The following is a 20,401-nucleotide window of genomic DNA, read 5'->3' as shown; positions in this document are numbered from 1 at the left end:
GCGCATTATGTCCGCCTGAGCAAACTCACGTTACAATCCCCCTTATGTCGATATCCCTCTCCCGCCAGGAGAGGGCCACCAACAGCCAGGCATTTTCATGACAAGCGAAACGCGTACACTCTACAGCCAGCTTCCTGCTATCGATCGCTTATTGCACGATAGCGCTTTTCTTTCTCTGCGCGATCGGTATGGCCATACCCAGGTGGTTGATCTGCTTAGGCGGATGCTTGACGACGCGCGCGACGTCATCCGGAATACGCAAACGCTTCCCGACTGGTACGCAGACTGGGCGCAAGAGGCGAAACTCCGGCTGGAAAATGCGGCGCAAAGCGCGCTGCGCCCGGTGATTAACCTGACGGGGACGGTGTTGCACACCAATCTTGGCCGCGCATTGCAGGCGCAAGAAGCGATTGAGGCGGTAACGCAGGCGATGCGCGCGCCGGTGACGCTGGAATACGATTTAGATGGCGCCGGGCGGGGGCATCGCGACCGGGCGCTGGCGACGCTGTTATGCCGTATCACCGGGGCGGAGGACGCTTGTATCGTCAATAACAATGCGGCGGCGGTATTGCTGATGCTGGCGGCGACCGCCAGCGGCAAAGAGGTGGTGGTTTCGCGTGGCGAGCTGGTCGAAATCGGCGGCGCGTTTCGTATTCCGGATGTTATGCGCCAGGCGGGCTGTACGCTGCATGAAGTGGGCACCACCAACCGGACGCACGCGAAAGATTACCGTCAGGCGGTAAATGAAAATACCGGTCTGTTGATGAAGGTGCATACCAGTAATTACAGCATTGAAGGCTTTACCAAAACGGTAGAGGAAGCGGAACTGGCGGAAATCGGGCGAGAGCTGGATATTCCGGTGGTGGCGGATCTGGGCAGCGGTTCGCTGGTGGATTTAAGTCAATATGGCTTACCCAAAGAGCCGATGCTGCAGCAGCTCATTGCCGCAGGCGTCAGCCTGGTCAGCTTCTCCGGCGATAAGTTGTTGGGCGGGCCGCAGGCCGGGATCATCGTCGGCAAAAAAGCGATGATTGCCCAACTGCAAAGCCATCCGCTGAAACGCGCTCTGCGCGCTGATAAAATGACACTGGCGGCGCTGGAGGCAACGTTACGTCTGTATCTGCACCCGGAAGCGTTGGCGGAGAAATTACCCACCCTGCGTCTGTTAACCCGCAGCGAAGCGTCGATTCGCGAACAAGCGCAGCGGTTACAGGCGCGGCTGGCGGCACGTTACGGCGATGAATTTGCGCTGGAGGTTAAACCCTGTCTGTCGCAAATCGGCAGCGGTTCATTACCGGTAGACCGCCTCCCCAGCGCCGCCATGACCTTTACCCCGCACGACGGGCGCGGTAGTCGGCTGGAGGCGCTGGCGGCCCGCTGGCGCACGCTGCCTGTACCGGTCATTGGCCGAATTTATGATGGCCGTTTATGGCTGGATATGCGCTGTCTTGAAGACGAAAGCCGGTTTATGGAGATGATGCTGAAATGATTATTGCAACTGCCGGACACGTAGACCACGGTAAAACGACGTTGCTCCAGGCGATTACCGGGGTCAATGCCGATCGCCTGCCGGAAGAGAAAAAACGCGGGATGACTATCGATCTGGGCTACGCCTATTGGCCGCAGCCGGATGGTCGTGTGCTGGGCTTTATCGATGTGCCTGGGCATGAAAAATTCCTCTCTAACATGCTGGCGGGCGTAGGCGGTATCGATCACGCTTTGCTGGTGGTCGCCTGTGATGACGGCGTCATGGCGCAAACGCGCGAGCATTTACAGATCCTGCAACTGACGGGCAATCTCCAGCTCACCGTCGCGCTGACCAAAGCCGATCGCGTGGACGAGGCGCGTATCAGTGAAGTACGTGAAGAGGTGCTGGCGGCGCTCGACAACTATGGCTTCGCCGATACCGTTTTATTTGTCACCGCCGCCAATGAAGGACGCGGTATTGCAGAACTTCGCGCTCATTTACAGCAGCTTCCTGCACGTTTACACGCCGCGCAGCATCGCTTCCGTCTGGCTATCGACCGTGCGTTTACGGTGAAAGGGGCGGGACTGGTAGTGACCGGAACGGCGTTGAGCGGAGAGGTAAACGTGGGCGATACGCTATGGTTGACCGGCGTTAATACGCCGATGCGCGTACGAAGTCTACACGCGCAAAATCAGCCCACCGACCATGCGTATGCCGGGCAGCGTATTGCGCTCAATATTGCGGGCGATGCGGAGAAGGAGCAGCTTAACCGCGGCGACTGGCTGCTTTCCGATGCGCCGGCGGGGGAGGCTTTTTCCCGGGTGATCGTTTCTCTGGCGCTTCATGCGCCGCTTTCCCAATGGCAACCGCTACATATTCACCATGCCGCCAGCCATGTGACCGGTCGCGTCTCTTTGCTGGAAGGCGCGCTGGCCGAGCTGATCTTTGATACGCCGTTGTGGCTGGCCGATAATGACAGACTGGTACTGCGTGATATTTCCGCACGCGCCACCCTTGCCGGCGCACGCGTGGTGACGCTTAAGGCGCCGCGTCGCGGTAAACGTAAGCCAGATTATTTGCACTGGCTTTCAACGCTTGCCGACGCGCAGGACGATAGCGCGGCGTTGGCCATTCATCTGGAACGCGGCGCCGTCAACCTGCCGGATTTCGGTTGGGCGCGTCAGCTTAATCCTCTCGGTATGCGTCAGCTTATTGAGCAACATGGTTTTATCCAGGCCGGAGACAATTTGTTAAGCGCGCCCGTCGCCGCCCGCTGGCAGCGTAAGATTCTTGATACGCTGGCGACCTACCACGAACAGCACCGCGATGAACCGGGGCCGGGACGCGAGCGTTTACGCCGCATGGCCCTGCCAATGGAAGATGAAGCGCTGGTCCTGATGCTGATCGAGCGGATGCGCGACGACGGCCTGATTGATAGCCATCACGGTTGGTTGCATCTGCCGGATCATAAAGCAGGATTTAGCGATGAGCAGCAGGCCGTCTGGCAAAAAGTCGAACCGCTATTTGGCGATGAGCCCTGGTGGGTACGCGATCTGGCGAAAGAGACCGGAACGGAAGAACAATTGATGCGGCTGGTGCTGCGGCAGGCGGCACAGCAAGGCATCATTACCGCGATCGTAAAAGATCGGTACTATCGTAACGATCGGATTGTCGCTTTCGCCAATATGATCCGCGAGCTGGATCAAGAGAGAGGATCAACCTGTGCGGCGGATTTTCGCGACAGGCTGAATGTAGGGCGGAAACTGGCTATTCAGATCCTTGAATATTTTGACCGGATTGGATTTACACGACGTCGTGGGAATGATCATTTATTACGTGATGCGTTATTATTTCCGCAAAAAGAATGAAATGGTTAAATTAAATCAGAAATGAAGCAATACAATTATTGCGTTGCTTTATAAAAAGCACATCAGGAAATGAACCAGATGTGCTTTTTATTTTTCTGGCTTCTTAAAATAGCCAGCGTGAACCTGTTATCAGAATAATTTTGCCCGTATTCTTTGCGCCTTATTCAGGCGACTCACGATGAGATTGTGGAAATTTGATGTAACGCCTTTGCCCGGTGGCGCGGACGCTTACCGGGCCTGCGTAGACGATGCAGGCCGGATAAGGCGTAACACGTTAGCTTCGGGCGAGCTTTTGCTGCGCCAGCCAGACGGCGCCCAGCCTGCCCGCCTGATTTCCCAGTTGGCAGGGCTGAATCGGCACCTGGAGCGCCTCCCACATTTCAAACGTTTCAAGATGCCGCGTCAGGAGCGGGTAGAGCTTTTCCTGTTCGCTTATTCCTCCGCCGATCAGCACCACGCCCGGATCAAACATAGAGATCACGCTGTAAACGCCGCGTGACAGATAACGCGCCCAGTCATTGACCGCCTCACGCAGATGAACATCGGTCGCCATTCGTTCGAAGATCACATCCGCAGGCGGCATCTCTTCGGCAGGCAGCGCCAGCGCCTGGCGGCACGACGCCATTAATCCGCTGGTTGATGCGATTTTATGCATACTTTCGCCATTGTTCCCGACCGGCATGACGCCGAATTCACCGGCATGGAAATGTGCGCCGCGATACAGTTCTCGTCCGACGATAATACCGCCGCCAATGCCGGTTCCAATGGTGATACAGACCAGATTGTCATAATGCTGCCCGGCGCCTCGCCACATTTCGCCCAGCGCCGCGCAGTTCGCGTCGTTCTCCACGACCAGCGGCAGATCGGTCAGCCCGCTGAACAACTCCATCAGGTTGACGTCATCCAGGTAAGCCAGCGCGCCCGCTTTTGCCGCATGACCGTTATGGGGATTAATATGGCCGGGGAAACTAACCCCGATTGCCGCAATGTCATAGTCCTGTTGGCAACGCGCCACCACATCCTGCCATTTGCGGGTAAACGTGGAGGCGTCCTCTGGCGTATCGAATTGATGATGGGTTAATTCTTCGCCGTCACTGTTAATCACGCCATATTTGACGTGAGTTCCTCCCACATCAATACCGATATATTGCTGCATAGTGTTCTCCGTACGTTAAACAGGCACCTGTTTAGTATGGCTAAAACCAGACGGAGAAACGTAAAGGAAAGTAATTCGTGATTGCTGTCGTAAAGCGGGAAATCATTGGCGAAAAATTCACCAGCACCGTCTACCCTTGTGGAGTACCTTTACAATAAGGAGTTGGTCATGACGAACAATCCCCCTTCAACACGTATTCAGCCAGGTGAATACGGGTACCCACTGAAGTTAAAAGCCCGCTATGACAATTTTATTGGTGGTGACTGGGTTGCGCCCGCCGACGGCGAATATTATCAAAACCTGACGCCAGTGACCGGCCAGCCGCTATGTGAAGTCGCTTCCTCCGGTAAAAAAGATATCGATTTAGCGCTCGACGCCGCGCATAAGGCGAAAGATAAGTGGGCGCATACGTCAGTACAAGACCGTGCCGCTATCTTGTTTAAGATCGCCGATCGGATGGAACAAAACCTCGAACTGTTGGCGACAGCGGAAACCTGGGATAACGGTAAACCGATTCGTGAAACCAGCGCTGCCGACGTACCGCTGGCGATCGATCATTTCCGCTATTTCGCCTCCTGTATACGTGCGCAGGAGGGCGGGATTAGCGAAGTTGATAGCGAAACCGTGGCCTACCATTTTCACGAACCGCTTGGCGTCGTGGGGCAGATAATCCCGTGGAACTTTCCGTTGTTGATGGCAAGCTGGAAAATGGCGCCAGCGCTGGCGGCGGGTAACTGCGTGGTGCTTAAACCGGCACGCCTGACGCCGCTTTCCGTTCTGCTGTTAATGGAAGTCATTGGCGATCTGTTACCGCCGGGCGTCGTCAACGTCGTGAACGGCGCGGGCGGCGAGATCGGCGAATATCTGGCGACCTCGAAACGTATCGCGAAGGTGGCGTTTACCGGTTCGACGGAAGTGGGTCAACAGATCATGCAGTACGCCACGCAGAACATTATTCCGGTGACGCTGGAGTTAGGCGGCAAGTCGCCCAATATCTTCTTTGCTGACGTGATGGATGAGGAAGATGCGTTCTTTGATAAAGCGCTGGAGGGATTTGCCCTGTTTGCCTTTAACCAGGGCGAGGTGTGTACCTGTCCAAGCCGTGCGCTGGTCCAGGAGTCCATCTATGAGCGCTTTATGGAACGCGCTATTCGCCGGGTAGAGAGCATTCGCAGCGGGAACCCGCTAGATAGCGGTACACAGATGGGGGCGCAGGTCTCCCACGGCCAGCTTGAGACTATCCTCAATTATATCGATATCGGTAAAAAAGAGGGGGCCGATATTCTGACCGGTGGGCGACGCAAGGAGCTGGATGGCGAACTTAAAGAGGGCTATTACCTTGAGCCTACCATTCTGTTTGGTAAGAACAATATGCGCGTCTTTCAGGAGGAGATCTTTGGCCCAGTGCTGGCGGTAACCACCTTTAAAACCATGGAGGAGGCGCTGGAAATCGCTAACGATACGCAGTATGGCCTGGGCGCCGGCGTCTGGAGCCGCAACGGCAATCTGGCCTATAAGATGGGGCGCGGCATTCAGGCCGGGCGCGTATGGACCAACTGCTATCACGCCTATCCGGCACATGCTGCGTTCGGCGGCTATAAGCAGTCGGGCATCGGGCGCGAAACGCATAAGATGATGCTGGAACACTACCAGCAAACCAAGTGCCTGCTGGTGAGCTATTCCGATAAGCCGCTGGGGCTGTTCTGACGCAAGAGGTAATGCCCGATGGCGCTGCGCTTATCGGGCCTACCGCATTGATATCAGCCTGGTGGTAATGCCCGATGGCGCTGCGCTTATCGGGCCTACAGCGTTGATATTAGCCTGGCGGTAATGCCCGATGGCGCTACGCTTATCGGGCCTACAGCGTTGATATTTGCCTGGTGGTAATGTCTGATGGCGCTGCGCTTATCGGGCCTACAGCGTTGATATTAGCCTGGTGGTCATGTCTGATGGCGCTGCGCTTATCGGGCCTACAAAAATTCATCGCAATATACTGATATTGCAAATCTTGTAGGCCGGATAAGGCGCAGTCGCCATCCGGCACAGTATTACCGCTCGTTAACCCAAATCCGCATTTCGCCCTCGCCACGGTTGGCCCAGCTAAACCACGGAATGAACGTTAGCGTCTGCGGCTGGCGCGATGACGGCGCGTTATCGTAGTGCCACAACGCCTGATGCTGCGCATCTGGGGCGCTTTGCTTCTCGCCTTCAGCCTGAATCAGCATCTTATGCGCAAAAAGCCCTTTGCCCTCAAAGACCCGGAACTCACTCTCTTTCGGTAGCCACAGATTATGCAGTTCTTCGCCGTTATCGGCCTGCTCAAGGCAATAGACCAGCGGCCCGCGCTGAATGGCGACCTTACCGGCGACGTGACGCGCCAGCGGATTGCCATACACGCGGCGAACCGGCATCGGCAGCGTCAGGGTTATCGTATCGCCCTCCTGCCAGGTCCGACGGATATGCAGATAACCTTTGCGAATATCCTGCTCCACTTCCAGCCCGTTGAGCGTCACTTTTGCCTCAGGGCACCAGTCCGGCAGACGTAGCGCCAGCGTGTGACGTACCGGCTGCACAGAGTCGATGGCGATCTTCACCTGCTCTTGCCACGGGTAGTTCCCGCTGATTCGCAGTTTGAGCGCGCCATTTTCAACGGGTATTTCCATGCTGTTACCCACGTACATATTGATGTACAGCGCATCCGCACGCGGCGTGTAGATGTAGTGACCGAGAGAGGTGAGCACGCGGGCGATGTTCGGCGGGCAGCAGGCGCAGCCAAACCAGCGCTGGCGGATGGGTTTAACGTGATCGTAGATATGGTTGAATTTTAACGATTTTGGATGCACTTCCAGCGGGTTGACGTAAAAGAAATGCTTGCCATCCAGCGCCATGCCGCCGAGGACGGTGTTGTACAGCGCGCGCTCCATCACGTCGGCGTACTGGCTATCGGCTTCCATTTCCAGCATCCGGCGGGCGAACATCATCAGGCCGATTGAAGCGCAACTTTCCGCATAGACCGAATCATTCGGTAAATCGTAATCGCTGCTAAAGGATTCGCCGCTGCTCTGCGAGCCAATCCCGCCGGTGATATACAGCTGACGCTGCGCCATATTTTTCCACAGGCGCAGGCAGTCCTGGCGTTTGCCTTCATCGTTGCTCAGGCGAGCGAGATGCGCCACGCCAGTCATCAGATAGACAAAACGTACCGCGTGGCCAATGGCCGTCTGCTGCTGCGAAATTGGCAGATGCGCCTGGCTGTAGGCTTTGTCTTTGACCATCCACGCCGGGCCGTAGGTATGCCAGTAAGAGGTTTGGCCGCGTTTTTCGTACTCTTCGTCGTAGAAGTGCGGTTGGGCGCCGCGCTGCCCGATAAAGTAGCTTGCCAGCGTCATATAGCGCGGCTGCTCTGTTACCTCATACAGACGCATCAGCGCCAGCTCAATTTCCGGGTGGCCCGGATAGCCGTGCAGCTGATTTTCGCCAGGGCCGAAAGTGCTGTCGATATGATCGGCCAGGCGACAAACGACGTCTAGCAGCCGACGCTTGCCGGTGGCCTGAAAGAAGGCGACGCCCGCTTCAATCAGATGCCCGGCGCAATAAAGCTCATGGCACTCCGCCAGGTTGCTCCAGCGTTCTTGCGGGGCTTTTGCCGTAAAGTACGTATTGAGATAGCCATCGTCACACTGCGCGGCGGCCACCAGTTCAATCACCTCATCGGCGGTTTTCTCAAGCGCGGGATCGGGCTTCTGGCACAGTGACCAGGCAACCGCTTCCAGCCATTTCGCCACGTCGCTGTCCTGAAAGACCATGCCGTAAAAGTCGCCCGTCTGCTGGCCTGCGGCAATGCGGAAATTTTCAATGGCATGGCTGGGTTCAGCCTCTGGAATACGATCGTTTAACGCATCCCACTGGTAAGGAATAACCACATCGCGAACCAGTTGTTGATACTGTCCGAGGAACGGATCGCTGACCGTCAGTTTATGCAGATCGACTTCCAGTACGTTCATTTCGTGCTCCTTAAGGCTGTAGAGGTCATAGATATTCCTCGCTGACGGGGTATTTTATGGCAGTAATTTTTATTTTCGCGTTATGACCTGATTCATTTTGCCCGGATAGCGGTGAGCGACAAGGCGATAAAAGAGTAAAAAAAGATGACGATTCCGACCCGTATTTAAAAATGTGAGATGGATCGAGTGAAAGGACTATTTTTAGTTAATAATCAAAAGGTAATATGAAATACGGTGCTGAATGAGCGGGAAATGACATATTAATGCTCGAACTATCCATGACATTACCGATTAAAGTCCAAAACGGCGGATTATTTATTTCTCGCGGCATTGGGCGTCATCCTGCCAGGCGTCTGCAATCGTGGGAAATTATATTTGTGGAAAAAGGCTGCCTGAAAATTCAGGAAGAAGAATGTGTTTTCTGTGTCGACGCCGGGGAAAGCCTGTTGCTTTGGCCGCATCGCCGCCATATTGGCGTTGAGGAGTTTCCCGCCGATCTTAAATTTTACTGGCTCCATTTTGAGGTCAAAGCGCCGGACAGCGACCCGCGCTGGCTGACGCATCTTTCCGTGCCGCAGCATACCCAGGTTGCCGATCCACAGGCGCTGATTGCGCTTTTTCGCCAGTTTATGAACGAGCAGGAAAAGCACCAGCGCAGCCCGGCGCTGGAGTTCATCGTGCTGCTGATTTTGCAGCAACTCACCGTTGACGCCCGGCAGAATGAAAACGCCGAGGCCGCTGGCGTGTCGCTGGCCTGGAAAGTACAGCAGCTGATTCGAACGCACTATCACCTGCCGCTTTCCCGCTCGGTTCTGGCGAAAGAACTGCATTGCAATGTGGATTATCTGGGACGCGTTTATCGGCGGGTATTTCACCTTACGCTAACGGAAGCCATCCACCGCCAGCGGGTGCGCGAGGCGGAAAAGTTGCTGATTAGCGACGCGCGTTCGTTAAAAGAGGTGGCGGAGCGGTGCGGTTTTAATGACGTTGGTTACTTTCGCCAGATCTTCCGCAAGCACACCGGCCTGACGCCTACCGCCTGGAAGCGGCGCTACAGTAAGGAGCACGTTAATTCTTGAGTATAATCTTTGGCCCTCTGACAACGCGGTTGCAAACTGAATGTCCGATGGCGCTTTGCTTATCGGTCCTACAAGAGTTCATCACAACGTATTGATATTGAAAATCTTGTAGGTCGGATAAGGCGCAGCCGCCATCCGACACAGGCTGTGACTGTCGGCATTACTGCCCGTAATAGGCATTCGCGCCGTGTTTACGCAGATAGTGTTTATCGAGCAATTCAGGCTGCATATCCGGTAGCTGCGGGGCCAGCTGGCGCGAGAACAGCCCCATATAGGCGCACTCCTCAAGCACCACGGCGTTGTGGACGGCATCGGCGGCATTTTTACCCCAGGCAAACGGGCCGTGCGAATGAACCAATACCGCCGGGATTTGCGCCGGATCCAGACCGCGCTCTTCAAAGGTTTTAATAATCACCTCGCCGGTCTGATACTCGTACTCGCCGTTAATCTCCTCAACGGTCATCAGTCGGGTACAGGGGATCGCGCCATAGAAATAGTCGGCGTGGGTGGTGCCCCAGGCGGGCAGATCGAGCCCGGCCTGCGACCAGATCGTCGCATGGCGGGAATGGGTATGCACGATCCCACCGATCTGCGGATAGCGGCGATAGAGCGCCAGATGGGTCGCGGTATCGGACGACGGTTTTTTATGGCCTTCAACGACCTTACCGCTGGCGATCTCTACCACCACCATATCGTCGGCGGTCATCACCTCATATTCGACGCCGGAAGGCTTAATGACCATCAGCTTGCGCGTCTCATCGACCGCGCTGACGTTGCCCCAGGTAAAGGTGACCAGCCCGTGCGCCGGGAGGGCCAGGTTTGCCGCCAGCACCTCGGCTTTCAGTTGCTCTAACATGTGAAACCTCCTTCCTGCATCCGTGATTCAATCCAGCGGCGGGCCTGGATAATTTCCAGCACCGGCTCACTGGATTTCTCTGTCCACATCTCAATCAGAAATGAACCGCGATAATTCAGCTCATGCAGCGTTTTGAAGATGCCGACAAAATCAACGCATCCTTCGCCAAACGGCACGTCGCGGAACTGGCCGGGGCTGTCACCGGTCACCGGCAGCGTGTCTTTCAGGTGGATAGCGGCGATACGGTCGATACCCAGCTTCAGCTCGGCGGTCACGTCGTTCCCCCAGGCGCTGAGGTTGCCGACGTCTGGATAAACGGTGAACCACGGTGACGAAAGCATCTCGTCCCACTTTTTCCACTTGCTGATGGAGTTCATAAACGCGGTATCCATGATCTCCACCGCCAGCATCACCTGCGCCGCTGCGGCCTGTTCCACCGCCCACGCCAGCCCTTCGGCGAAACGCTGCTGGGTGCCTTCGTCGTGCTCTTCGTAATAGACGTCGTAACCTGCCAGTTGGATGGTGCGGATACCGAGATCGCGCGCCAGACGGATGGCTTTGGTCATGATTTCACGCGCCCGCTGGCGCACCGCCTCGTCGCGGCTGCCAAAAGGGAAGCGACGATGGGCGGAGAGACACATCGACGGGATGGCGACGCCGCTTTCCAGCATCGCGTTCACCAGCGAAGCGCGTTGGGCCGAGGTCCACTCCAGGCGTGAGAGACGTTCGTCGGTTTCATCCACCGACATCTCAACAAAATCAAAACCGCAGCTTTTTGCCAGCACCAGCCGCTCTGGCCAACTGAGATCTTTCGCCAGTGCTTTCTCGTAAATACCTAATGGATGATTACGCATGCTTTTCTCCCCAAATGGCGTCAATTTGGGCGTGGAATTCGGCGACGACCTGCGCCGGATGGGCGGCACCTGCCAGCGCACGTCCGGCGATAAATGCCTTAACGTTAATGTCGCGGAACAGCGGCAGATCCGCTGGGGTAATGCCGCCGGTAATTGACAGTTCAAGGCCGATGTCGGACAACGCCTTCATACGCGCCAGGTCCGCTTCTCCCCACTGCTGCCCGCTGGCCTGCGCATCGCGTCCGCGATGATAAATCGCCTGACGCACGCCGGTGCGATACCAGTCTCGGGCGTCGTCCAGCGTCCAGTTGCCGAACAGCTCCATTTGAATTTCACCGCCGCAGGATTGCGCGACGGCGTGGCCTTTCTCGACGGTCGCGAGCGGCGCGGCGCAGATGATAGTCATCCAGTTGGCGCCAGCGCCAAAAGCCTGCTGCGCCAGGGTTTCACCGGCATCGGCCACTTTCCAGTCGGCGACGATGATTTTTTCCGGGCACTGCGCTCGCAGGGCTTTCACCGCGCTAAGGCCTTCGGTTAAACAGAGGATAGTGCCAGCCTCAACGATATCGACATGGTCCTGTAGCAGGGCAACATCGCGTTGGGCTGCTTCCAGACTGGTGTGGTCGAGCGCCAGTTGCAGTAATGGTCGGCTCATAATGCGTGCTCCTTAATACGGGCGTGATAGCCCTGTAGTGCTTCAATCAAATCCTGGTATTGGCGGTATTTACGCTGATAGAGGGCGTGCGCGGCCATGTCCGGCAGCAGCGTGCGCACCGGGTGCCGGAGGTCGCGTTGGGCCTCGCGGAAATTGCGATATACGCCGGTGCCGACGCGGGCTGCCAGCGCCGCGCCGAAGCAGCCGGTCTCCTCAACCTGCGGCAGCTCGATGCGTAACCCGCTGACGTCCGCCAGCATCTGCATCCAGACGTCGGAGTGGGCCGGTCCGCCGGTAACGCGCAGGGCGCAAACCTCGGTAAAGCGTTCACGCATGCGGTTGAGGTGGGTCATATGGCTGAACACCACGCCTTCATAAATCGCCTGCAGCAGGTGCGCGCGGGTGTGCAGCGCCTGCATGCCGTAAAAGCCGCAGGTCATCTCCAGTCCGGCATTGCTGCCGTAGAGAAACGGCAGAAAAAAGAGGTCGCTACCGGCTTTCGGCAGGCTGGCGACCGCCTGGTTGATCTCGTCAAAAGAGAGGTCGCCCCACTGGGCGGTAAACCATTCGAGGTTGCCGGAGGAGGTCGGGCTGGCTTCGTGAACGATATACTGCCCGTCATTGACGTAGCGGCCATAGACGTAAGGATGGGCCTCATGGTCGCGCAGACCGTGAGCGATGCCGCTGGTGACGGCCCAGGTACCCATCACCGCATTGAGCGTTGATTCATCCTCAATACCGGCGCAAAGGGCGGTGGAAACCACATCAAACAGGCCGCCGACGACGGGGGTACCCACTGCCAGACCGGTGATGGCGGCTGCCTGAGCGGTGATCTCCCCGCATATTTCGGCTGAACCCACCACGGGGGGCAGCGCGCTGTCGATTTCACTGATGCCCAGCCACTCGGTCAGAAGCGGGTCGTACTGGCCCGTCGCCATGTTGTAGAGGTTGGACTCGGAGATGTTGCTCTCCTCACAGCCTTTCACGCCGGTTAAGCACCAGCGCAGATAGTCATGCGTCATCATTACGCAGCCTATCTGCGCGTAGCGCTGCGGCTCATTCTCTTTTACCCAGCGTAAAAGGGAGACCGGATGCCCGGTCCATAGAGTTTGTCGGGTCAGCGGGTAGAGTTTTTGCGGAACCGCTTCTTTTTGCCAGCGCTGGACAATTTCCATGGCGCGACGGTCGGAAGAGAGTATCGCTTTACCTAATGGCCGATCGCTTTTATCTAACAGGAACAGGCCCTTACCCTGAGCGGAAATACCCAGACCGCGGATTTGTGAGCCGCTCACCCCCGTGTGCGCCAGCAGTTTGCTGATGACCGAGCCGCACTGTTGCCACAGTTCGGTCATATCGCGTTCAACCCAGCCTGGCTGCGGGCTTAAAGCGTGCAGCGGCAGGCGTTGCACCGCTACTTCCCGGCCTGCGCCATCGTACAACCCGGCTTTTAGCCAACTCCCACCACAATCTAACCCCAGCCAGTAATTGCTCATGACTTATTGCACCTCGTCCACGGCTTTCAGGAGGTCAGCGCCCTGCGGGTTGTCTTTCAGGAACATATCGCGCACCTGGCTGCCCAGCGCATCGCTGAAGGCTTTACGGTCGATATCGGTCAGGACTTCAACTCCGGCTTCTTTCATGCCATCGATAATTTTTTGCTGATCTTCGGCGACCAGTTTGCGCTGATAGTCACCCGCTTCTTTGGCGGAACTCAGCAGTGCCTCCTGGAACTGCGGGCTTAAAGCGTCGAATTTGGCTTTATTGATCACCAGCAGCAGAGGCGAATAGGCGTGATGAGTGAGGGAGAGGTATTTCTGTACCTCATAGAATTTCGCTGACCACACGACGTTGATAGGGTGTTCCTGGGCATCAATCGTACGGGTTTCGAGGCCGGTATAGACTTCGGAGAACGGCATCGGAATAGGGTTCGCGCCGAAGATTTTAAAGGCCGCGATATTCATTGGGCTGTTGTTAGTGCGGATTTTTAAGCCTTTCAAATCGCCCGGCGTTTTTACCGGCGCGCGGGAGTTGGTGACGTCGCGCCAGCCGTTTTCCCAGTAGGCGAGGACTTTTAACCCTTTTGAATCGAGTGATTTTTTCAGTTCATCGCCGACTTTACCGTCGAGCGTTTTATGCGCATGCGCGGTATCGCGAAACAGGAAGGGGACATCAAGTAAGTTGAATACAGGGGCCAGGCCGGTGAAATTGTTCGAACCGGACATTTCCATATCAATAGTTCCGCCGCGCACCCCGCTGATCATTGCCTGGGCGTTACCTAATGTGCTGTCAGGAAAGAGTTTTAGCGTTAATTCGCCGTTAGTTTTTTCTTTTAATAGTTCGTTAAATTTTTTCGCGGCAATATGTTGGGAGTCAGTTTGCGGTGTTTCATAACCAAAACGTAAAGATTGCGCCGCCAGAGACGACACGCTGAAAACCGTCAGACCAGCTATCAATAATGAACGAGCAATAACGTGTAATTTCATAATATTATCCTTTAATTAATCCATTTAAGCGGTGTGATAATTAGCTCGGGAATAAAAATAAATAAAACCAGCAGCGACATCAGTACGACAACGTAAGGGAATACGCCTCTTACCGCGTCATCAAATTTCAATTTTGCTACCCCGGAAATAACGTTGAGGACGTTGCCAACGGGCGGTGTGATTAATCCAATAGAGCAGTTAATAATGAACATGACGCCGAAATAAATCGGGTCAATATTGGCTTCTTTAACTAATGGCAATAATACAGGGGTAAGAATTAACACCGTTGGTGTTAAATCCATCACCATACCGACGACCATAATTGAGATCATAATGACGATAAATAAGAGTCGCGGAGAGTCGACCAGCGGCTGCAGCAAATCTGACACCATCATGGGTAATTCCGCGATCGTAATCAGCCAGGCGGATACCTGGGCCGCGGCCACCAGAAACATGACGACTGACGTCGTTTTGGCGGCATTGACCAGCACGTGGTAGAGACTGGAAAACGTTAATTCCCGATAGATAACCACGGCGACAAAGAGGGCGTAAAACGCGGCGACCGCCCCTGCCTCCGTTGGCGTGAAAAGTCCGGAACGGAAGCCGCCGATGATAATCACCGGTAAAAACAGCGCCCAGATACCTGAAACCAATGATTGCCAGATTTCACGCGGTGTTGCTTTAGGCTGAGAAGGGAGATTTAATCGCCCGGCCTGCCACCACCAGGTGAGCATAAGCGCCGCGCCCATCATGATGCCCGGTGCGATCCCGGCCATAAACAGCTTGCTGATCGACAAGCCGCTGGAAACGCCGAAGATAATAAAAGGAATCGAGGGGGGAATAATTGGCGCAATGATCCCGCCGGAAGCGATTAACCCAACGGAGCGGTTGATCGGGTAGTTTGCGGAGCGCATCATCGGCACCAGCAGCGCGGCGACCGCAGCGGTATCTGCTACCGCAGAGCCGGAAAGGCTGGCCATAATCATTGCCGCAATAACGCCCACGTAGCCCAGGCCGCCGGGTTTATGGCCGACCAGCTTCATCGGCAGGTCGACAATTCGCTTTGACAGGCCGCCCGCGTTCATGATTTCACCGGCCAAAACAAAAAAGGGAATAGCCAGCAGGGAGAAACTGTCCGCGCCGTTAACCAGGGTTTGCGCCATAATCTGCACGTCAAACATATCCAGGTATGCCATCAGAGCAGCGCCGCAAAGCAGCAGCGACCAGGCGATGGGTAAACCTATCGCGATCCCGCCGAGCAGGCAGCAGAGAAATATCACCACGGCCATGATTAGGCTCCTTGCTGTGGTTGTTGAAAGGAATCGTTACGCGTTATTAAGTGATAAAGCCGACGCAGCTCGATTAACGCGATGGCAACGCTTGTGGGCAGACAGGCGATATACATCAGGCCGATCGGTAAACCGAGGATTGGCGAGTGATCGCTCCAGTCCTGCAACGCTTTTTGCAGGCTGCCCCAGCCTAATGCGAGGCATAACAATAAAATCAGCGAATGTGTCAGCAGCGAGAGTCGACGCTGATTCGCTGGCGAAAGTTTTTCCACCACAAAAGTGACCTGAACGTGAGCGTTATCCATAAATGCAACAATGGCGCCAATAAATGTCAGCCAAACAAATAGATAACGTGATAGTTCATCTACCGACAAAATACTGCTCTCAAAACCGTAACGTAAAATAACGTTAATAAATACAATGCAGGAAAGTACGGCAATTAATACCGCAAGTATGCCCTCAAGTACCCGCTTCATAACGACTCCATCAGGTTATAGAAACTTATTTCTTTCGATGCTGAATAGTGGAACTTAATTTCTTATGTTTGGTTTATATTAGGTCGGCGCAACGTTGAGTTGCAGGCCGAGAATTAAGGTGATGATGTTTAATTCAGGTTAGCGGCGTGTGGCCTTTTTCATTATGTTAATACCATCGCGTAATATATTTATGCGGTGATTAATATCGGCACTGGCATTGATTTCCAACAATTTAATACCGGTAAACTGCAACAGTTCGGGAGCGGCGGCGGTAATGAGTTCTTTAACATGTTTCTCCGTCATCAGACTTTGTGGACAGAAAGGTGCAAACGGAGCATGGAGGTCCTGCCATTCGCCATATTCTCCATCCAGCGTTGTACCGGAGAACATCAGCGCCCCGAGTTTTCCAGCCTGTTTGGCCTGCTGCGTGTGGATCAGCGGTAGAGAGGTATCCCGCCCTTCAATAGCCGAGCGCGCCCAGTTAATGCAGACGCTTATGTCATAGTCGGCAATAGTTTCCAGTACGTTTACCAACGGTAAGAATCCTTTGCGCGGTGCGGGGCCGGTCATCGCGTCGCAGTGTTCAAGCACCAGGTCGCAGGACCAGTCCCAGTTGGCAATCTCTTTTAATGAGCGCGCAAAGGCGTCGGTTGCCTGCGCCACGTTCGGATTGCCCGCCAGAGGAGCGGCATGAAGCTCAAGGGCTATGACTTTGCCGGTATTGTTCCCATTGATTTTATTGATCTTCTGATGCAGATGACGATAGTACTCCACGCAGGCTTTACGCTGTTCCTCGTCACTGGACGCTAATCCAAAACCGCCGTTTTCGCTACGGCGACGCATGGTTTCCATTATCGCGGTGACCACGATTTGCCAGTTTCCCGGTGTATGGCGCAATAACCACTCGTCGCCGAGCGGGTGAAGATGTTCAAGACAAGGCTGCTCCAGCCCCCGGATATCCGGAGTATCAGAGAGTTGCCGCCAGAATTCCGTCTCTTCCTCTTCACTCTTCTGGTGAAATGAGGGTGCACAAGGGTACGCACCGATAATATAACCGGTATTATTTTTCATTTTGTGCTCCAGTAAACTCTATTTTATAAAACGTCTATGGCGACTTTTACGACTATTTTCCGTATCGGCGTAGCAATGCTTTTATTACAACCTGGACGATGAACATCCTGCGGGAAAAACAGGGCATAACTTCCCGGTATCATTTCAATGAATGATTCATGTTCACTGTCGTGATAAAAAATAATATCGCGCTGTTCTAATAATGACTCGCTGATTTGATTATTACCGGTATCAATGGCAACCCCAATTGTCTCTTCGCCCCATGCCAGAAACTGAATATCCAGATAGCGGCGATGGACTTCCGGACGATTTTCAGCAGCATCGCGGGTGGTCATATCGATAATCTGCGCGAAGATATTTTTGCCGTCGATTTCCACTACGCCAGGTTCCAGCGTGCGAAAGTCCGTATTGCGCAGGAAATCGAGCGCCTGCTCTATGGCCGACGGTAGCCGGCACGGATTAGGCTGCGCAATATGTCCAAAAATCATGATGTGGCTCCTTACAGCGCCTGAATTTTGGCCCAGACGCTGTCGTCAATGGTGATATCGTGACGGCGGTTGTCATCCAGCAATTTGGTAAATTCGTGGCCGGGCAGCCGAATCGCGACGTTGTCGTCGGCGCGTTCAGCAGTGGTGATGAAATCCATAATCCGCTGCAGTTTGGCATCGCGGGTTGCGCCATCGATCAGCTTATCCACTTCTATGGCGATGAAAATCTGTGAGACGCCATACTCATCGCTGTTTTCCTGGGTCACTTCGGCAACGGAAGAACCGTTAGAAAGCAGGGTGGCAATCATGTCCAGCACAATCGACAGACCAGATCCTTTCCAGTAACCCATTGGTAAAATGCGGCGATTTTTCTCGATAACGCCCGGTTCTTTGGTCAACTGACCGTTATCGTCGAAACCGCCATCCACCGGCAGTTCGCGGCCCGCCAGACGGTTAACTTCTAACATTCCGTAGGAGAACATCGACATCGACATATCCACCATCGTGATCGGCGTAGACGGGATGGCGACGATCAGCGGATTGGTACCGATACGGCACTCTTTCGCCCCCCACGGCGGCATGACGGCGATGGAGTTGGTCCAGCAAATGCCGATATAGCCTTTTTCCGCCGCCTGCCAGCCGTAGCTGCCGCCGCGCATCCAGTGGTTAGCATTACGTAACGCCACCAGGCCAATACCATGATCGGAAGCCAGCTCGATAGCCCGGTCCATCATCTTTTTCGCCGTCAGGTTGCCGATAGCGCGCTGAGCATCCCACTGTTCGATGGCGCCGAGGCTGGTAACCCGCTGCGGTTTAGCATCAGGAATAATGTCGCCGTTATCCAGTTGCTGGATGAAGCGAGGAAAGCGGTTCACGCCGTGGGAATAGACACCGGACTCGGTGGTGCGAGCGAACATTTCCGCGCACTTGTCGGCGGTATCTTCCGCAATATTCCGCGACCGCAAGACGCGGTAGAAGGCCCCTTTTAACTCTTCGAAAGTTACTTTCATCCCTGTTCTCCTGGTCGATTGTTAGAAATTTTAGTATGTTTTTTTGTCGATAAATTTCATAATGCGAAATGTAGTTCCAAATATATAGATCAAAAATTGACATGGCAACGCCAGAGAAGGTTTTTAAAAACGATTAAAATCATCGGGTTATGTTTTTTATGCTGATATCGTGAACTGCAACACACTTTGAGCTACCATCTGATCGCCCAAGAAAGGAGAGAGTTTTCTGATGAGCCAGAACAACGATAAAGAGAAGCCTGCGGGGAGTCAGAGCCTGTTTCGTGGCCTGATGTTGATAGAAATTTTGAGTAACTACCCGAACGGTTGCCCACTGGCGCACCTGTCGGAGCTGGCGGGGTTGAACAAGAGTACCGTCCATCGTTTGTTGCAGGGGCTTCAATCCTGCGGATATGTGACGCCAGCGCCGGCGGCCGGGAGCTACCGTCTGACGACAAAGTTTATTGCCGTCGGCCAAAAAGCCCTGTCATCGCTGAATATCATCCACGTTGCGGCACCGCACCTTGAGGCGCTCAACCTGACCACCGGCGAGACGGTGAATTTTTCCAGCCGTGAAGATGACCACGCTATCCTGATTTATAAGCTGGAACCGACCACCGGTATGCTGCGCACGCGAGCCTACATTGGCCAGCATATGCCGCTGTACTGCTCGGCGATGGGGAAAATTTATATGGCGTTTGGTCAGCCGGATTATGTGGCGTCTTACTGGGAAAGCCATCAAGAACAGATCCAGCCGCTGACTCGTAATACCATTACCGATTTACCAGCAATGTACGATGAGCTGGCGCAAATTCGTGAAACCAGCATGGCGATGGATCGCGAAGAAAATGAACTGGGCGTCTCCTGTATTGCTGTGCCTGTGTTTGATATTCACCATCGAGTGCCTTACGCCATTTCTATTTCACTGTCGACGTCACGGCTAAAACAGATCGGCGAGAAAAATCTGCTCAAACCGTTGCGTGAAACCGCACAGGCTATCTCTAATGAGCTGGGATTTACCGTTCGCGAATAAGACAGCTCGCCAGGATTTATCAGGCATCTGACAAAATTTGTCCGTTTGCGTAGTGGGATCAAAGCGGCGGGGAATGGCTCTCTGGCATTCTGGCGTTTTAACGCAGGGGGAGAACAATGAACCGGTTTATTATGGCGGATGCGTCGGCGTGTATCGGGTGTCGTACCTGCGAGGTCGCCTGCGTGGTGTCGCATCAGGAACAGCAGAATAGCGCGGCGGTGACGACGGCGGACTTTGTGCCGCGTATCCGGGTGATAAAAGAGGATAGCTTCACCACGGCCACGGTCTGCCATCAGTGTGAGGACGCGCCGTGCGCGAATGTCTGCCCGGTACAGGCGATTCGCCGTGATCGGGGGCATATCTTCGTGACGTCATCGCGCTGCATTGGTTGTAAAAGCTGTATGCTGGCTTGCCCGTTTGGTGCGATGACCGTGGTGGCGTCCGCGTCAGGCGCGCAGGCGATTAAATGCGATCTTTGCTGGCATCGTGAAGCGGGGCCGGCGTGCGTGGAAGCCTGCCCGACCAGTGCGTTACAGTGCGTTGACGCAGCACACGTGCAGCGCCAGCGCCTCTATTCTCAACCTTTCTGAACGTCGTTCCGGCCTGCATGATGG

18 protein-coding genes are annotated in these 20,401 nt (G+C 54.8%); 6 read left to right on the top strand and 12 right to left on the bottom strand.

The genetic code is table 11. The features are described 5' to 3' along the window. Positions 1-97 precede the first annotated feature (97 nt). Together selA and selB are read left to right on the top strand one after the other, a co-directional pair. A complete protein-coding gene (gene selA, locus HV477_RS21765) occupies positions 98-1,489 on the top strand; it encodes an L-seryl-tRNA(Sec) selenium transferase (protein WP_079898896.1) in 1,392 nt (463 codons plus the stop codon). After that, positions 1,486-3,336, top strand: coding sequence for a selenocysteine-specific translation elongation factor (gene selB, locus HV477_RS21760; RefSeq protein WP_079898895.1), 1,851 nt, complete (start codon positions 1,486-1,488; stop codon positions 3,334-3,336). Before selA ends, selB begins: the two co-directional genes overlap by 4 nt. Before the next feature lie 274 nt (positions 3,337-3,610). Here the strand turns inward: selB and HV477_RS21755 are convergent, their stop codons facing one another. Further along, positions 3,611-4,492, bottom strand: coding sequence for an ROK family protein (locus HV477_RS21755; protein WP_001188269.1), 882 nt, complete (start codon positions 4,490-4,492; stop codon positions 3,611-3,613). A gap of 168 nt (positions 4,493-4,660) precedes the next feature. On the opposite strand from HV477_RS21755, the gene aldB reads away from it, so the two are divergent. After that, entirely contained in the window at positions 4,661-6,199 is a 1,539-nt protein-coding gene (aldB, locus tag HV477_RS21750) for an aldehyde dehydrogenase AldB (RefSeq protein ID WP_000183988.1), read from the top strand. 341 nt (positions 6,200-6,540) lie between these two features. Here aldB and HV477_RS21745 read toward each other — a convergent pair whose 3' ends face one another. Continuing rightward, positions 6,541-8,496, bottom strand: coding sequence for a glycoside hydrolase family 127 protein (locus tag HV477_RS21745; RefSeq protein ID WP_079898894.1), 1,956 nt, complete (start codon positions 8,494-8,496; stop codon positions 6,541-6,543). Between the two features lie 263 nt (positions 8,497-8,759). On the opposite strand from HV477_RS21745, the gene HV477_RS21740 reads away from it, so the two are divergent. Next, the gene (locus tag HV477_RS21740; protein ID WP_079898893.1) at positions 8,760-9,575 is read left to right on the top strand and encodes a helix-turn-helix domain-containing protein; all 816 of its coding nucleotides are present in this window, start codon (positions 8,760-8,762) and stop codon (positions 9,573-9,575) included. Positions 9,576-9,735: 160 nt separating this feature from the next. On the opposite strand, the gene araD is transcribed toward HV477_RS21740, so the two are convergent. The 10 genes from araD to yiaK all read right to left on the bottom strand — a co-directional run bounded on the left by araD (position 9,736) and on the right by yiaK (position 18,757). Then, a complete protein-coding gene (gene araD, locus HV477_RS21735; protein ID WP_000893169.1) occupies positions 9,736-10,431 on the bottom strand; it encodes an L-ribulose-5-phosphate 4-epimerase in 696 nt (231 codons plus the stop codon). After that, positions 10,425-11,285: an L-ribulose-5-phosphate 3-epimerase gene (locus HV477_RS21730; RefSeq protein ID WP_001244036.1), complete on the bottom strand. Its 861-nt coding sequence runs from the start codon at positions 11,283-11,285 to the stop codon at positions 10,425-10,427. The genes araD and HV477_RS21730 overlap by 7 nt, the downstream gene beginning before the upstream one ends. After that, complete coding sequence (ulaD, locus tag HV477_RS21725; RefSeq protein ID WP_079898892.1) at positions 11,278-11,940, bottom strand: 3-keto-L-gulonate-6-phosphate decarboxylase UlaD; 663 nt, start codon at positions 11,938-11,940, stop codon at positions 11,278-11,280. Before ulaD ends, HV477_RS21730 begins: the two co-directional genes overlap by 8 nt. Then, on the bottom strand, positions 11,937-13,433 hold the full coding sequence (locus tag HV477_RS21720) for an FGGY-family carbohydrate kinase (protein WP_079898891.1): 1,497 nt from the start codon (positions 13,431-13,433) through the stop codon (positions 11,937-11,939). Before HV477_RS21720 ends, ulaD begins: the two co-directional genes overlap by 4 nt. A gap of 3 nt (positions 13,434-13,436) precedes the next feature. After that, positions 13,437-14,423 carry a 2,3-diketo-L-gulonate TRAP transporter substrate-binding protein YiaO gene (yiaO, locus tag HV477_RS21715; protein WP_000766337.1) on the bottom strand — a complete coding sequence of 329 codons (987 nt, stop codon included), beginning with the start codon at positions 14,421-14,423 and terminating at the stop codon, positions 13,437-13,439. Between the two features lie 11 nt (positions 14,424-14,434). Continuing rightward, complete coding sequence (gene yiaN, locus HV477_RS21710; protein WP_000301822.1) at positions 14,435-15,712, bottom strand: 2,3-diketo-L-gulonate TRAP transporter large permease YiaN; 1,278 nt, start codon at positions 15,710-15,712, stop codon at positions 14,435-14,437. Positions 15,713-15,714: 2 nt separating this feature from the next. Further along, on the bottom strand, positions 15,715-16,188 hold the full coding sequence (gene yiaM / locus HV477_RS21705) for a 2,3-diketo-L-gulonate TRAP transporter small permease YiaM (protein ID WP_000832316.1): 474 nt from the start codon (positions 16,186-16,188) through the stop codon (positions 15,715-15,717). Between the two features lie 138 nt (positions 16,189-16,326). Further along, entirely contained in the window at positions 16,327-17,259 is a 933-nt protein-coding gene (locus HV477_RS21700) for a DUF4862 family protein (protein ID WP_000794970.1), read from the bottom strand. Positions 17,260-17,282: 23 nt separating this feature from the next. Beyond that, the gene (locus HV477_RS21695; protein ID WP_000576102.1) at positions 17,283-17,747 is read right to left on the bottom strand and encodes a YhcH/YjgK/YiaL family protein; all 465 of its coding nucleotides are present in this window, start codon (positions 17,745-17,747) and stop codon (positions 17,283-17,285) included. Positions 17,748-17,758: 11 nt separating this feature from the next. Beyond that, positions 17,759-18,757, bottom strand: coding sequence for a 3-dehydro-L-gulonate 2-dehydrogenase (gene yiaK, locus HV477_RS21690; protein ID WP_079898890.1), 999 nt, complete (start codon positions 18,755-18,757; stop codon positions 17,759-17,761). Between the two features lie 229 nt (positions 18,758-18,986). Between yiaK and yiaJ the strand changes: the two genes are divergently transcribed. Continuing rightward, positions 18,987-19,787, top strand: a complete 801-nt coding sequence (gene yiaJ / locus HV477_RS21685) for an IclR family transcriptional regulator YiaJ (protein WP_000081342.1) — start codon at positions 18,987-18,989, stop codon at positions 19,785-19,787. Positions 19,788-19,903: 116 nt separating this feature from the next. Further along, entirely contained in the window at positions 19,904-20,377 is a 474-nt protein-coding gene (locus tag HV477_RS21680; RefSeq protein WP_001078820.1) for a 4Fe-4S dicluster domain-containing protein, read from the top strand. Positions 20,378-20,401: the final 24 nt, after the last annotated feature.

Origin of the sequence: Salmonella sp. SG203, assembly GCF_013350575.1 — a bacterium.
In the GTDB taxonomy this organism is placed as follows: Bacteria; Pseudomonadota; Gammaproteobacteria; order Enterobacterales; family Enterobacteriaceae; genus Salmonella; species Salmonella enterica.
This window is presented reverse-complemented; position numbering and strand designations above follow the sequence as displayed.

Excerpts from the sequence above, each read along its gene's own strand:
- HV477_RS21680 (WP_001078820.1), top strand. The coding sequence starts at position 19,904 with ATGAACCGGTTTATTATGGCGGATGCGTCGGCGTGTATCGGGTGTCGT.
- HV477_RS21730 (WP_001244036.1), bottom strand. The coding sequence starts at position 11,285 with ATGCGTAATCATCCATTAGGTATTTACGAGAAAGCACTGGCGAAAGAT.
- HV477_RS21740 (WP_079898893.1), top strand. The coding sequence starts at position 8,760 with ATGCTCGAACTATCCATGACATTACCGATTAAAGTCCAAAACGGCGGA.
- araD (WP_000893169.1), bottom strand. The coding sequence starts at position 10,431 with ATGTTAGAGCAACTGAAAGCCGAGGTGCTGGCGGCAAACCTGGCCCTC.
- yiaO (WP_000766337.1), bottom strand. The coding sequence starts at position 14,423 with ATGAAATTACACGTTATTGCTCGTTCATTATTGATAGCTGGTCTGACG.
- selB (WP_079898895.1), top strand. The coding sequence starts at position 1,486 with ATGATTATTGCAACTGCCGGACACGTAGACCACGGTAAAACGACGTTG.
- HV477_RS21720 (WP_079898891.1), bottom strand. The coding sequence starts at position 13,433 with ATGAGCAATTACTGGCTGGGGTTAGATTGTGGTGGGAGTTGGCTAAAA.
- HV477_RS21695 (WP_000576102.1), bottom strand. The coding sequence starts at position 17,747 with ATGATTTTTGGACATATTGCGCAGCCTAATCCGTGCCGGCTACCGTCG.
- HV477_RS21755 (WP_001188269.1), bottom strand. The coding sequence starts at position 4,492 with ATGCAGCAATATATCGGTATTGATGTGGGAGGAACTCACGTCAAATAT.
- aldB (WP_000183988.1), top strand. The coding sequence starts at position 4,661 with ATGACGAACAATCCCCCTTCAACACGTATTCAGCCAGGTGAATACGGG.
- HV477_RS21700 (WP_000794970.1), bottom strand. The coding sequence starts at position 17,259 with ATGAAAAATAATACCGGTTATATTATCGGTGCGTACCCTTGTGCACCC.
- yiaJ (WP_000081342.1), top strand. The coding sequence starts at position 18,987 with ATGAGCCAGAACAACGATAAAGAGAAGCCTGCGGGGAGTCAGAGCCTG.
- ulaD (WP_079898892.1), bottom strand. The coding sequence starts at position 11,940 with ATGAGCCGACCATTACTGCAACTGGCGCTCGACCACACCAGTCTGGAA.
- yiaM (WP_000832316.1), bottom strand. The coding sequence starts at position 16,188 with ATGAAGCGGGTACTTGAGGGCATACTTGCGGTATTAATTGCCGTACTT.
- yiaN (WP_000301822.1), bottom strand. The coding sequence starts at position 15,712 with ATGGCCGTGGTGATATTTCTCTGCTGCCTGCTCGGCGGGATCGCGATA.
- HV477_RS21745 (WP_079898894.1), bottom strand. The coding sequence starts at position 8,496 with ATGAACGTACTGGAAGTCGATCTGCATAAACTGACGGTCAGCGATCCG.
- yiaK (WP_079898890.1), bottom strand. The coding sequence starts at position 18,757 with ATGAAAGTAACTTTCGAAGAGTTAAAAGGGGCCTTCTACCGCGTCTTG.
- selA (WP_079898896.1), top strand. The coding sequence starts at position 98 with ATGACAAGCGAAACGCGTACACTCTACAGCCAGCTTCCTGCTATCGAT.